We start from the raw sequence: 13,465 nt of genomic DNA, 5'->3' as shown, positions 1-13,465 counted from the left end.
TAGATGGTCGCTGTTCCAAAATTTCCGGGAATTTCAATGCTTGAAGTGAATATCAAAACGATGGCGCGTATCGTCGTAGCCGAGGTGTTCGAGATCGAGGCGGCGCTGGTTACGCCGTACAAGATGACCGAGGGGACGTTGGTTTCGACGAGCGCTGTATTGGTGAAGCTGACGGACGCCGATGGCGTGGAGGGCTGGGGCGAGGCCAACCCGTACGATGCCTTCACCGGCGGCACCGCCAGCGATGCCGCACGCGCGCTGAAGGAAACCCTGCTGCCAGTCGTCATGGCATCGTCGGCGCCTGCTCCCGGCGGTATCGATGCGGAACTCGACGCACGGCTTGCCGGGCACCTCAGTGCCAAGGGAGCGGTGACCATGGCACTGCTCGATATTCTGGGAAAACGGCTGGGTGTCCCGGTGGCGACCCTGTTGGGCGGGGCCCTGAGGAACTCGCTTCCGGTGCTGTGGCCGCTTGGCAATGGCACGGCCGACGAAGACATTCGTGTGATGGACGAGCGAATCGCACAGGGATTCTCCAGCTTCATGCTGAAGATGGGTACGTCTCCGATACAAAGCGAGATTCGGCGCGTGGCGGAACTGGAGGCGCGGTACGGGGATGCGATCACGCTGATCGCCGACGCCAATGAGGGCTGGACTCTGTCGGAAGCCCGCGAATTCCTTGATGGCGTGCGCGGCTCCCGCCTGGCGTTCGTCGAACAGCCGCTGATCAAGTCCGATCTGGAGGGTGCGGCATGGCTCGCCAAAGACAGCAGCATTCCCATATCGGCTGACGAAGCCGTCGCGGGACTCGAGCATGCTGCCGAGCTGGCGCGGGTGGGCGCCGCGAATGTCTTCAGCGTCAAAAGCAGCAAGAACGGAGGCCCGTTGCGCGCTCAGCGCATTGCGGCCGTGGCGGAGGCATTCGGAATTCGCTGCTAAATGAACTCGATGATCGAATTCGGGGTCACGCAGGCCGCTTCGCTGCAACACGCCGTCACGATCGGTAATCTCGTCGACGTCGGGCACGCGTTCATGTCCACGTTACGGCTTGCGGAAGACCCGACCGATTTTTCTACGTTCGTGCGCAATGGAGTGGTTCATCTTCCGGAAAGAGCGGGGCTGGGCGTGGAGGTAGACGAGGCGCACGTGCGGCGCATGACATCAAACCGATTTGACCTTCGTTCGCCGCATTGAACCGTTGGTGGAACCTGGAGCCGTCATACTGCCGGACTTGGAATTCGAACGTAGCCCCCACTTGGGTCACTGTCCGGTCATGTCGAATCGTCATGCGGCACGCGATTTATTGCGGTACCGTTGCGTTACATGACCTGACGGACGCACAAATCGTGCGTGGCGTCGAGCGGCGGCCTGAGCGCGCCGACCTAGTCCGTTTCGAACAGACCGCTTGACCGATGGGCCAGCGCGTTGGCCTATCGGTCAAATCCGTGCATGACTTGTACGTCCTCGTTGCGCACCGCAGTGCCTTCAATCGTGCGCCCGCGATCGCATTGAGGAACGGCGCGTTGTATCCCTGCTAGACGCGTGCAGCCGTCGCTGCGAACGTGAGCGCGATTTGCCGATAGAACGCCTCGTTAGGCGGGCCGTGCTCCAGCATGCCGGGATGGCGAGGGTATCGGCGGCATTGGCTTCGGACGCGGTCCGCCATCGAACACCGATTAACCTTACCGCTCCTGCCTCCCTGCCGGTTGACTATGCGGGCATCGTCGGTTGCCTGAAAGTGTAAGGCTGTGCGAGTATACAGCGCCGGAAAGCGGAGGAAGAGGCGGCTGAGAAACCTTCCTGCGGCGGATGCGCGCTACTCCTCATCGAGGGCGTCGAATTCGTCAATCAGGACTACGGGCTGATTCGAGTGAAGGCAAGCGTTCTCCGCGAGCAGGTCGACTGCGTCACCGATCGTCTTCAGCTGCTCCTTGACGTCCTTTGCGCTAACCTCCCGGCCCTGCTGCCATTTTAGCCCGCGGCATTCGAGCGACGGGCTCGACTGCTGCTTGACGTTCATCGTGCGAGAGTAACTCATTGCCTTGTTTGCAATGCGGGTAATGATCGAGTCGAACGCCTCGTTTGGCGTACCGCCGACGACGGTCGGGCGGTTGTCGGCGCTCTGGTATCGGTACGCGGCTGTCGCCCCGAGTGAGCTCTTGCCCACGCCCCGGTCACCGTGGATGAACACATTGCGCCGGGGTGTTGACGCTTCCGGCCAAAGCACCAGGACAAGCGCCCGGCTTATGTCGTGCGTTTATTTTCAGTAACAGCCGGCCTTTGGCATATCTATGTCCGTTTTCTTAGCTGGCACACTTTGCACATTCTTTGGCACCCGACAATTGTCATAGTGGCTGTGTCGTTGGTACGCCGACGAATGTTGATGAATCAGCGCGCCGATCGACGGGCACACGGGGCATATCAGTGTTTGGCATTAGGTCAGCGGACTGAGAACGTGATCGATTGCCAACGCCTGCGCGCGAGGACGGCGGCTACCGGTTTACTGTCCGCAGCAATGGAGCACCGGACAGCCGCGCGATTGCGGCGACACTCTGGCGTTGGATGTTTGCGAGCGCGAGGTCGGAATCGAACCAGCTGTTGGACAGGCTGACGAGCACCTCGGGCGATCGCAGCAGGATGCGCCAGTGCGGCCACCAGAGTAGGTCTTCATAGCAGATCGAGAAGGCTACGCTTTTACCTGCGACCATGACGTATGGCTGGATGAGACTCCCGCGCACCGCGCTGACGGCCGCACCGGGGCGCCACAGCGCCGCCGGCACTGGCTGGCGACTATCCAGGCGGCCGTGGTCCGCGCCGACGATGACCGCGCTGTCGGTGTAGCTGAATGGCGTGCTTGATGCGGTCAGGTCCATGCCGACGATTAACGAGCGCTTCGCAGCGGCGAATCTCTGGATATCGCCACGCCACCAATAGCCCATCGCCGGGCGCCACAGCCCGACGATTTCCTCCGGAAGGACAACAACGGTGGCGCCTTCGCTGAATGCCCGGTGTGCGATGGCCTGGACCTGTTGTGTCCGTGCATAGAGCGACGCATAGCTGGACTGATCGAACCGGCCGAGGCGCGTGTCGAGTGCTGTCCATCGAGGCGGTACAACTGGCGCGCTCGCCACGCTGCGCGCGACGACGGAGAGGATCACCAGCAGCGTTGCAACCTGTCGGGCGAAGCGAGCGTGCGTGATGGAGGCCGCGCACGCGGTGGCGGTTATGCCGAGCACCAGGCCTGGCGCCTTCCACCCGGGAAACAGGGTGCCGGCGACATATGCCGGCGATAACCACCCAATGATCCCGAGTGGTGGTACGGTCACGAGCATCGTCGCGACGGCGGCGCACAAGGCGTGGCGTGCGGCGCTCGCGTTCGATTCGGGCTTGAGCATGGCCCACGGTGTCGCCAGCACGCACGCCTGCGCGATCCAGAACGCGACGCCGAGCGCGAGCGCTTCAGGTCGCGCCAGCTCTCGATAGCCGGAAAAGAAGCGCATGCTCACGACGGGAATGTCGCGTGCGCCGGCGAGGTAATAGCCGATCCAGACTGCGAATGCCGAGGTACGTCCACGCACGCGCGACCATACGGCCGGCAGGAGCAGCAGTAGCACCTGCCAGTTCCCCGGGTACCATGTGGCCAGCGCTATAAGTGCGCCGGTGGCGATCGAAGCCACGCATGCGAGCGCATGCGGGACAGGCTGGACAGTTGCACGCGCGAGCCGAAGACGTGGCGGCAGCGAAAACATGGGGTTCACAGGGAGACAGTCCTTAATGGAACGGTCGATTCCGGCCGGTCTTTCCCCTGTGATGCGCGCGCTGCACTGCCGAGGATAGGACAGGATTTGCTCGCACGCTACCGTCGATGCAAAAAGCGCCCGGTCCCGAAAGGGATCAGGCGCATCGTTTTGAATGATAGAGAAAAGGAGGGAGACCTTCAGGACTGCGGCCCGACGGCGTCGATGTAGAAGTAACCGGCGTCGGCACGGATCCGGAGATCGAAGCCTTTGTCGATGACGCGGTCGAAGACAGCATCGGAGGGGTCGAGATGTTCGACGAAATCATCGCCGCCGAATTCTGTCCGGGCGCGCTCCCACCAGTCGTCGAATGGCACCGTATCGGGATTGCACTTGACGGCCCACGCGATGATGCTGTGTCGGCCGTTCTTCATTTCACCTTTCTCCGGGAGCATGTAGACGCCGTGATCCTTCACCAGCAGGACTCGACATTGCTGTGTGCGGGCTTCGCAGATCACGGGGCGCAGATCCGCTGCGACGAAGTGGATCATGATGAATTCCTCCATGAGGAGATGGGTTAGGAGATGCGGTTCCGGCTATTCCTGGCTCACGAGTTGCCGCGCGAGCGCAACTTCGATGCTCTCTCCGCCTTGATTAAGGATGTCGAGACCGGACTCGGGCATGTCGCCAGAGGTGGACTGCGAGACGGCAATCTTCTGCGCCATGAGTTTCAGACAGCGCATCTGTGCGGTCCCCTCATAGCCAAGAAAACGGACCGTGACGTCAAGGGTCTGGCCGATGCGCCAGCTTCGGCGTGCGGCCTGTTGCAGCGTATAGACGTTGTAGCCAGATTGGAGAAAGGCGATGGTCGGAAACTCAAGGAGATCGAGCCCGGTCTTGACCAGCTCGGGGTTCGTGATGATGACGTCGGCGCCACGCTCAAGTTGATCGGCGACCCAGTCCTCACGTTTCTCAGCAGAGACACTTGCGCGAAGAACCGACGCCCTGACGCCTACCGCATCGAAAAGGTTCTTCAGTCGTACCGACGTATCGCGCGTGCCGGTATAGGTCGTGTAGACCAGCGTGCGCCGGCGGTTCAGCAGTTCGCCACGAACGAGTCGCAGCAGCTCCTCTTCCTTGGGACCGGGTTGATCGTCGTGCAGCATTGCAGGCACGCTTGCCAGGATCCGCTTCGTGCGGGGATGACGCACGATTTCAGGACGGAAACAGCATTCCGGCCACGCGAGCAATGCATTGAGCACCACGCCGAGCAGACTCTTGTCGCCGCAGCGTAACGCGGCGCGCAGTTCCGATGTGAGCGTCGATTCGAGCGTGCGATAAGCGGCCACCATTTCTTCGGTCAACGCGACCGGGAGGAGAGACTCGTCATAGGGCGGCAGAACGTTCTGGCCGATCTGCGAGAGCTTGAGGAAGGCCGTATACGGCACGACGTACCGCATGATGCCCTTTGGACCGAAGCCTGGACCCTTCACCGTCGAGACGCTCTTGCGATCGCCTTTCGCAGTGCGGTGAGAGCCTTCGTCGACCTGCTTGTGGATATCGATGAGCACACCGTGCTCGCGCATGAACGCCATGGTTGCTGCCGCCATCGAGCCGTTCCTGTTATCGTTGAATCCGTCTTCGATCAGCATGGCCGGATTCAGGCGATAGAGCAGGTGATAGAGGTCGTCGGCGTAGCCGCCCATCAGCGTCCCCGTGAGCAGCAACGTTTTCGACGCCTTCCGGGCGAGTACGCCCATGGCCTGCCCCTGGGCGGAGTTTTCATTCTTGTATTCGTGGCCTTCGTCCGCGATCAGCAGACCGAAGTAGCCCTGCGGCAGATACCGTTTAACGAACTCTGAGGCTTGATAACCGCCTTGTCCGAACGAGATTTCCGTGTGGGCGAGCGCGCGTTCCATGCGCTTCGCCTGCCGGTCCGAAAACACGAGTTCGCCGCTGTCGTCCATCAGGTTGATGAACTCGTACAGGTTATCCTGCAGCATGTCCGCGAGCATCGACTCGCCAAACCGGGAGAGCAGGCGTTCGGCGGTCTTCTCGCCGACGGTTGGCATCTGTAGCAGCGTTCCCTTTACGAGTTCGCGCATTGACCGCGTGCCCTGGCCTTTGGGCGCCAGGGTCCACAGTCGCTCGCCGCAACTGCATGCGCGGCGCTTTTCGTTAAGCGCGGTACGCGCAAGGGTGGGGGTCAGCGGATTGCCGTCTTCATCGCAGACGAACTCGCCGCATGAAGGGCAGCATGCAAGGACGCGCGTGATCGCGTCGGTTTCCATATCGAGTGTGGCAACACGGCGCGCGAAGGCAGGCTTCCAGTCGAATCCCATGCGCATGCGCACGCGGCCGAGAATGAAAAACTCGGGTACTGGTGGCCGCGAACGCATGACGCGGAGCTGGAGAAGCTTGCGCAGGGTGTCCGGGCCATTGAGGATCCAGACACGGGCACCGGACACCGTGCTTTTGATCTCACGTCGCCACTTGTACACTAGGTGCGGCGGCGCGATGACCAGCGTGCGCGGAAAGCCGCAATGATGGAGCAGGACAGCCACACCGATGCCCATCAGCGTCTTGCCGGTACCCATTTCGGCATTGATGACGCCGCCCGGTGCGTGTTGCGTCAACAGTGTCGTGATCGCATGAATCACTTCCCGTTGCGCCGGGAACGGTTGTCGCGACAGTTCGTCGAGCAGTGCGTCCCATCGTGAAGAACGCTGTCCATCATAGATCGACGGGTTTTGTTGGCGGACGGCATCGAGCAGTCCGGCACCAAAGTTCGAGATGAAGTCTGGCAAGGCGATCACGTCGCCGGCATTGTCGTCGGCCGCGATGTCGTCACGTGTGACATCGCCCTCGGCGACGGTGGATTGCAGATCTTCCATGATGCGTCTCCAAAAGATGCGGGCCACGTGCGCTCCCGGGACGGGGTGAGGTCCCGCGGGATTAGGAAAATTGAAGGAAGGCCGCTCATGACTTCAGAGACGGCGAGCTAAGGCGGGCGGGTTAGTCGATTGCGAGCGCGCCGGTGCGGACGAAGCTGGAAATTGCTTCAGTGAACGAATCCGGGAGCGCGATCCGCAATGCATCGAGGCGTCCGACGGGGGCATAGGGTGTCTCGTCGAGCCTGCTGACCAGTCGTTCACCGAGTTCGGCGAGGACCAGCGAGCGCCAGTGCGGTAGCAGCGGTATCGGACTGAGCTGTTCAATCAGCGACCACACGCGGGCTTCCAGCGACGCCTCGTCGTGCGCCTGCGTTTCGTGGTCAACCAGCAGCCATGCCGAGCCGGTGGCTTTTGACGGTGTCAGCAGCGACTCGTCGTAGATCCACGTATGCACGAGGTTGCCGAAGAGGTTGTCCCTAGGCAGGCGACCGCTGTATTTGTCCAGCCGCCGCGGATCGCCGATAGGTACGGCGGCGATCGTCTGGCTACTGTCGGGGTCAATCAGGGTGATCTGACGGATGCCGCCTTCCTGGACGCCCAGATGCAGGGAGGCGTATAGCTGCTGAACGGCGCCATCGCGACCGAAGACCGATACGAAGGCGAGATCACCGTCGGGTGCACGCACGCAGGCGTCGATGAAGATGTCCTGCAGTTCCTTGATGGGATACAGCATGGGGTGCTCCAGCGTGAATGCCGGGCGCACCCACCGGGCGCTGACCCGGGCGGGTTAAAGGACCATTCCGTGGCTCCTGCAAGGGAGCTGCCGCTGCGCAGACGAAAGCGCCGGAAAGAGCGGCTGGGGTACGGCTGAAGGTGTCGCGTCACGGGCGACAACGGGTCTGCTACCGGCAGACCAGCGGGAAAACGTGCAGCGTGCCGCGCGAAGCGCTTTCCCTGAGCGTTCTGGTGAACGGTCAGGGAAAGCGCCCTGAAGGCAGGGCGCGCGGATGTGTAGAGCAGCGGCAGATCAGCATTGGGACAGTGTTTCCGGCAGCGCACGAAGCTCGCGTACCTGTCCAACAGTAAGGATTATCGGTACCAGGGCTTCGGGATGCCTGGTCTTGATCGCTTCTGCTCGAGTCAATCGTTCGTCGACGAGTCGCGCGAACGCCAGGAGCCGGTGTGCGCCTGCATGCAGTCGCACAGCACGGACCGAGACGTCGGCGGCCGGCCATGCGGTGACGCCCGTTGCATCGAAACTGAGGATCTGTCCGTCGAGTTCCTCATAGTCGTCGTAGAGCAGCGGCATGTTCGGCGCATCATCCCACAACGTACCGGCGTCGAATGCCGAACGCGCGATGGCGCAGGCCGCCTCGGCGCTGGCCGCCCGGATGCCGACGACGACCCGGTGGGTATAGTCGAGGCTATAGCCGACCAGGTAAGCGGTCAGTGGCTGGTTCGTGGAGCTTGTATCAGTCATGATTCGGGTGTCCTTGCTGGGCGGAACCCGCCCCTGCGGGGCAAGCCCCGCGGGGTTGAAGACGTGACCCGCGTTAGCGGATCAAGACTTAGCGGATCGAGACAATCCGGCCGAGGTTCGGGCCGGGCGTGAAATCAATGCCAGCAATGGTTGGAACAAACCGGTCGCGCATCAGGATCGTGGTGCGGATGTCGCCCTTGTCCGTTTCCTCGATCTGGACTTCCTGTTCTTTCTGCTTGATGGTGTCGCCGCGGATGAGCAGACGTGTTCCGTCAATGCCGGTGACCACGCCGGTGATCTGCCCGGCCGCAAGCGCCAGGGCGAGATGCCAGTCAGAAAGGTCGCGCAGCGGACGGCGCGGCTTGACCGCCTTTGATGAGAACATCGCGGTGAACTGCGGCCAGAGCGTGGCGTGCTGCAGGCGCCGCAGCTCGTGCTCAAGCTGCGGCGCATCGATCCGTGTGGACATGAAGGCAAATTCGCCCGCCGCCGGGGGGATGCGATACGGCTCTGCTACCCCGTCCTCGGGCAACTCCGGGGGCAGTTCGCCGTCGCTGATGCGAACGAGGCGTGCTGCCAGTGCCGTGTCGACACCATCGGCCCGACGCTTGACGCCGAAGAGGACAAGCTGTTTGAACGTCTGATCGGGCGCGAGAAACACTTCGGCCTGTGTGAAGTTACGGGCGATCATCGTGGCGAATTCGCGGTCCATCACGTAGTACGGCACGATCAGCACGAGCACGCCACCAAACGCGAGCCACGGGACCGTCTTCAGATAGAAGAGCTTTTCCAGACGATCGGGCTGACGCTCGCCAGTCTGGGCCTTGTCTGATACGACGTCGCCATACGGCGGGTTCAGGAACAACAGTCCCATGCTGCGTGCCGTGACGAACATGTCCTGGACGTCGGTGTGTGCCGCGGTGTCCAGCACGTCCTTCGCGTGCCACGCACGCTCACGGTCATACTCGACGCCAAACGCGCGGATTGCGTCGGGCGTCGCGCACTGTTGCGCGAGTGCCTGTTTCAGGTCGTGCAGCGCGGCGCCTTCACCGCAGCAGGGATCGAGCAGCCGCACGGGGCTGTCGGAATCGGCCAGCGCGAGGACCGGAATGATCCGCTCAAGCGTGACCGCATCGGTGGGGAAGTACCCGTTGCGAATGAAATTTCGGGCAAGACGAGGAAAGATGAGGGCCATGTCGAGCTCCATCGGGGCGTGGTGTGTCGCCGGCCCGAAGGCCGGGCACACGAGAGTGGAAGGAATCAGGCCTTCAGCCAGGTCTGGGTGGAAGCCTGGAAGGCGTAACCGAACGCGCGAAGCTGGTCGCGCTGCTGACGGAACGCGCCGCGATCGACGGTCGGATCGAGCTTGACCGGCTCGCCCGCTACCATCGCGTCGGCCAGTTCGGGGCCGAACAGATCGGGCAGATACGGCTCGCCAGATTCGCCTGCGGGTTGCGGAGCGGTCGGTGGCGTTTCATGGTACGCGCAAGCGCTGTGGTACCGGCTGTGCGTTCTTCATCGGCCGGATCCGGCTCCGCCGACGAGGCCGGTTGGTTCGTCTCGCTGAACGGCTCGTCGTTGTCGAGCTGCGCATCGGCGAGCCTCGCGCGGATTTCGACGGTGACCTTGCCGTACCACACGTAGCTGTGTGGATAGATCTTGTCGATGAGGAACGTTCCCGTGTAGGCGCCGGGCTCGAACTGCTCGAGCACCTTGACCTTGAACTCGCCGACGGATGTGGTCAGTTCACCGACCTGGAACGGGCCGTTGCTGCCCTTGATGGTGCGCACGTCGAGCGTGCCGGAAAGAGAGATCACGATGCCTCCAGAAAGTGATGCGGGACGCACCCTCGCGGGCATGGCGTCCCACGGTTGGGTTGAAGAGATACGGATCGATCCTGTCTGCCAGCGTGACGGGCAGGTAACCGAGGAGTGCGCCCGAAGCGGCTGTAGCTTTCGCGTGAAGCTGCGACGCGCGGATCCACATCCGAACAGATCGAGAGGAATGGGTCTCGGCTGAAGCGCCACCGATGTGGCACCTCAGGAATGACCCCGGCAACTGGGCCACGCGCCTATGCGGCGTTGACGAACCTGGCTAAGCGGGTTGCCGGGCACGTTCACCGGAGCGTCGTTGCTCGACGATGTGATGAAAGAGCCGGGGCGGAAAGCCAAACAGCCGGCCGCCACTTTCGACGATCCAGGTACGATGACGCCGGCTGATGACGACAGCCTCGGTGATCGACAGCCCTGTAAGCGTTAGCATGTCGCCGGGCCTCAAGACACGCGAGCGCGCTGCATGCCACACACGGACCTTTTCGCGCCATGCAGGGGAAGTGGGCGGGACCCTATCGAGATACGCGAGCGGGCACGAGTAATAGAAAGGCTCCATTTCCTCGCAGAGGCCCTTGTAACCCCAGCCGGCGCAGCCCTTGTCCCATGCGAGCAGATCGCAGCCGATGTAACGCAACGGCATCTCGCCGGGGCGTTCGGTTTCCCAAACCGTCCAGAGCACGTTGCCGCTGCAACAGTGGCGCAGGCAGCGGCGTGAGCAGCCATCGTGCTCGTCGTTGCGCGTGAGGCGTGCAATCAGTTGCGCACGCGTTTGTCCATGACCAAAGAGCCAACCCATGGTGTACCTCGCACGGTGTGTCGAGGCATTGTTCCCGAAGCGGGTTCAATGCCCCGCAGGGAACGCACCGTTAATCCGGTGCAGGTCGAAGAATGAGGTGATGCGCTGACAGGTCTCTGGTCACACGCGCCGTTGTGAACGAAGGTCGCGACCGATGACCGGACGCGCCGGGCTGATGATGAACACTGTCCAGTCGGCGAAGTACCGGCCGTCGAAAACGATCGCGCCCGCGTTCAGCGCGAGCTGGATCGGCATTGTGGTCCTGCCGGTGGGCATCTCGCCGTCTGGTCCGGCGATGCGCTCCATGTCAGGGAAGAACCGATAACCCTCGAACGGATCGAGGAATTCGAGCTCGAGGTCGCGGGCCTCGACAGCGTGGCAATAACGCAGCCGGCCGATCAGCGGGCCATCGAATCCTGCAACGAGCGGGGACCCGAGGGGATCGTCGCGTCCGTTGAAGAGCCCGAGGTAGAGGCCGTCGGGAAGGTCGATGCTCTGCGGCTATAGCGCCGCAATGTGCGCCCGTCACGACACTGGAAGACCTGCTGCGATGGATCGTCATCGTCATCGGGCTGCTCGGTAGCATGAAGCTGTGACGCCGGTACGTGCTGGAAGCAGTACGCGCGTGCGAGTGACCCGTGACGCATGCTGGTATTGAAGCCGCTGATGGCCGGGCGAAAAGGGGTGATGGAAGTGCAGATTGACATCGTTGTCTCCGGGAGTGTTGCGGAGACGGGCCCTGCGGGCTGCGTTCCGCAAGGCGTGAAGAGTAGGCTGGGCGTCAGTCCATCAGCCCATCAATCGATTGCCGCAAAGATCTCGCGTGCCTCTGGGTGAGACGGCACGAAGGCGAGCAGCCTGTGATAGAGGTCTGTGAACTTGGCGTCTTCTGTTGTCCACGCCATCGCGTTCAGGGCGAAGAGCGTGGCCACGATGCCGGCGGCGTCGCTGCTCATTTCGCCATCGTATCCGTTGCCGTCGCAGTTAATGGGGAGCGGGCCTTCGAGACGAGGCGCCATGTAAAAGGCGTCGTTGGAGAGCTCGACGTAGTCCCAGAATCCGCCGTGGTATGTCGCGCATAACGACGACATTGCGGTGTAGACCGCGACTTCGGCACGGATCATGTGCTTGCCGAAGTAGCGCGGCAGAATTTCCAACCGACGGTCCTCGGGCACTAGGGTGGCCACGATGCCGTGCGTTTCAGTGGTCTCGTTCATGACATCCTCTGGAAAAGGCGCGGAGGATGGCTGCCCGGGCGGGGAAGCGCATTCCCCGCGAGGGTTGAACAACCGAACGACTTGAGAGCAGGGAAGCGAGCTATTCCGGACCCGGCATCATGGCGACGCCGGTACAGCCGTGCAGACAATGGCACCGGAAGAGGGCTGTGAAGGTGTCGCCTGACGCGGCGACAGACGGACCTGCAACTGGCAGGTCGGCAGTGAACACGTTATGCCTCATTGGTCCTCATCGGCGCTGACTGGCAGTGAGGCGAATGAGGCATAACGCCTGGCAGTTAACCGCTGCCAGGCGCGTGTCTGGGCCGGAACGATCGGTCCGGCGCAAACGGCACGGCGTAGTGGGGCCACCGTGGACCCGGTCGACGATCTGCGGGACGGTACCGGCTTTCCGGAGCGGGCTCGAGGAGCGTCGCCCTGGAAAACCGGCGGTCCGATAATGCGCGAGAGGAAGACCCCGCACGAGGCGGGGCCAAAGAGCGCCGATCATTCGGCGTTGGAGGACGGGCGACGCACGCTCCCGTTCGCATGGCGGCGCAGCGGCGGATAGCGGTTGCTACGCGCGTTGGTGCGTTCGGCGGCGCGGTCGGACGTGCGGTCAGCCGATGCGGCATCGTCGCTTGGGGCTCCGATGTCGCGGCCGTTGGCCGGTTCCTCGGCGGAAGGCGTATTGCGTTGGTCGCGATCGCCCGTTAGCGGTTCATGCCCGTTGATGGTCTCCGCGGAAGTGTCGGCGCCTGCTTCAGCGTCGTCATCGCCTTCGTCACGGTAGACTTCCTGACCATCGACCTTGATCCAGAAGAGCTTGAGCAGACGCCCCTTGAGGACAGCGCCGGTTTCACCCGCGCGATTGCCGGTACGCTCGAAGGTGCGGATGTAGTGGTCGCCCGCGCGGAAGGAGACGAGGACCTTTACATCCGGATCGTTCGCGTCGTCCATCACGACACGGACAGCCTCCTTCGCCTTTTCGCCTGAGACGATCAGGTCGAGCGGAAGATAGACGACGCCGTTCTCGACGTTCGGATCGCCATGAAACGCGGAGATGGCGCATGCGAGAAAGGGTTTGGCCTTGCTGCGACCATTTCCCCGGGCGGTCACGTCGCGCACGCGCGACAGATATCCGAGGCCTCGCAGATGAAGATCGAAATACTTGCGGGGTTCGACAGGCTGATTCATGACGATTCTCCAGAACGAAAAAAGGGGAATCGCCAGTGCCCGTGCCGGGGAATGACAATTCCCCAAGGCGGGCAAGAAAAGAAGCTTCTGGTCAAAAGACCTGCGGTGGTCCAGACAGTGGGACGAAGCGAACCGCGAAAGGTGTCGCACTTGCGACGGTACTGCGAAGGATGCTGGATGGGCTCCAGCGGGCAACTTCAATCGCGAATCATAGTCGGCGATACAAAAAAATCAAGGCGGTTTGCCCGATCATTTTTGGGCTCTTTTGAATTTGGAGTGGGTAGGAATCTGCACATTTTTTGAGCATTAGGCCGC

At 62.3% G+C, this 13,465-nt stretch carries 11 protein-coding genes and 2 pseudogenes; 1 reads left to right on the top strand and 12 read right to left on the bottom strand.

The window, feature by feature from the left end; all coding sequences use genetic code 11:
* Positions 1–3: 3 nt before the first annotated feature.
* A pseudogene (locus AB3X98_RS20260) lies at positions 4–1,194 on the top strand (enolase C-terminal domain-like protein).
* A 622-nt stretch (positions 1,195–1,816) separates the two neighbouring features.
* On the opposite strand, the gene AB3X98_RS20255 reads toward AB3X98_RS20260, so the two are convergent.
* From AB3X98_RS20255 to AB3X98_RS20200, 12 genes and pseudogenes are all read right to left on the bottom strand, one after another.
* Complete coding sequence (locus AB3X98_RS20255) at positions 1,817–2,167, bottom strand: hypothetical protein (protein WP_368604319.1); 351 nt, start codon at positions 2,165–2,167, stop codon at positions 1,817–1,819.
* A 325-nt stretch (positions 2,168–2,492) separates the two neighbouring features.
* On the bottom strand, positions 2,493–3,614 hold the full coding sequence (locus tag AB3X98_RS20250) for a conjugal transfer protein TraB (RefSeq protein ID WP_368604320.1): 1,122 nt from the start codon (positions 3,612–3,614) through the stop codon (positions 2,493–2,495).
* A gap of 323 nt (positions 3,615–3,937) precedes the next feature.
* Complete coding sequence (locus tag AB3X98_RS20245) at positions 3,938–4,288, bottom strand: DUF3085 domain-containing protein (RefSeq protein WP_368604321.1); 351 nt, start codon at positions 4,286–4,288, stop codon at positions 3,938–3,940.
* Between the two features lie 45 nt (positions 4,289–4,333).
* Positions 4,334–6,631: an SNF2-related protein gene (locus AB3X98_RS20240; protein ID WP_368604322.1), complete on the bottom strand. Its 2,298-nt coding sequence runs from the start codon at positions 6,629–6,631 to the stop codon at positions 4,334–4,336.
* Between the two features lie 121 nt (positions 6,632–6,752).
* Positions 6,753–7,364, bottom strand: a complete 612-nt coding sequence (locus AB3X98_RS20235; protein ID WP_368604324.1) for a hypothetical protein — start codon at positions 7,362–7,364, stop codon at positions 6,753–6,755.
* 294 nt (positions 7,365–7,658) lie between these two features.
* On the bottom strand, positions 7,659–8,111 hold the full coding sequence (locus AB3X98_RS20230) for a hypothetical protein (protein WP_368604325.1): 453 nt from the start codon (positions 8,109–8,111) through the stop codon (positions 7,659–7,661).
* Between the two features lie 88 nt (positions 8,112–8,199).
* A complete protein-coding gene (locus tag AB3X98_RS20225; protein ID WP_368604326.1) occupies positions 8,200–9,306 on the bottom strand; it encodes a DUF6094 domain-containing protein in 1,107 nt (368 codons plus the stop codon).
* Between the two features lie 65 nt (positions 9,307–9,371).
* A pseudogene (locus tag AB3X98_RS20220) lies at positions 9,372–9,970 on the bottom strand (DUF3275 family protein).
* 235 nt (positions 9,971–10,205) lie between these two features.
* A complete protein-coding gene (locus AB3X98_RS20215) occupies positions 10,206–10,739 on the bottom strand; it encodes a hypothetical protein (protein ID WP_368604328.1) in 534 nt (177 codons plus the stop codon).
* 120 nt (positions 10,740–10,859) lie between these two features.
* Positions 10,860–11,045 (bottom strand): hypothetical protein, encoded by a 186-nt coding sequence (locus AB3X98_RS20210; RefSeq protein ID WP_368604329.1) that lies wholly within the window; start codon positions 11,043–11,045, stop codon positions 10,860–10,862.
* A gap of 491 nt (positions 11,046–11,536) precedes the next feature.
* Positions 11,537–11,956, bottom strand: a complete 420-nt coding sequence (locus tag AB3X98_RS20205) for an antirestriction protein (protein WP_368604330.1) — start codon at positions 11,954–11,956, stop codon at positions 11,537–11,539.
* 504 nt (positions 11,957–12,460) lie between these two features.
* The gene (locus AB3X98_RS20200) at positions 12,461–13,150 is read right to left on the bottom strand and encodes a DUF3577 domain-containing protein (RefSeq protein ID WP_368604331.1); all 690 of its coding nucleotides are present in this window, start codon (positions 13,148–13,150) and stop codon (positions 12,461–12,463) included.
* Positions 13,151–13,465 lie beyond the last annotated feature (315 nt).

This window comes from Paraburkholderia sp. BR14312 (assembly GCF_040948675.1).
GTDB lineage: Bacteria > Pseudomonadota > Gammaproteobacteria > Burkholderiales > Burkholderiaceae > Paraburkholderia > Paraburkholderia nodosa_A.
The sequence above is the reverse complement of the archived record's forward strand: the minus strand, read 5'-3'. Positions and strand labels throughout refer to the sequence as shown.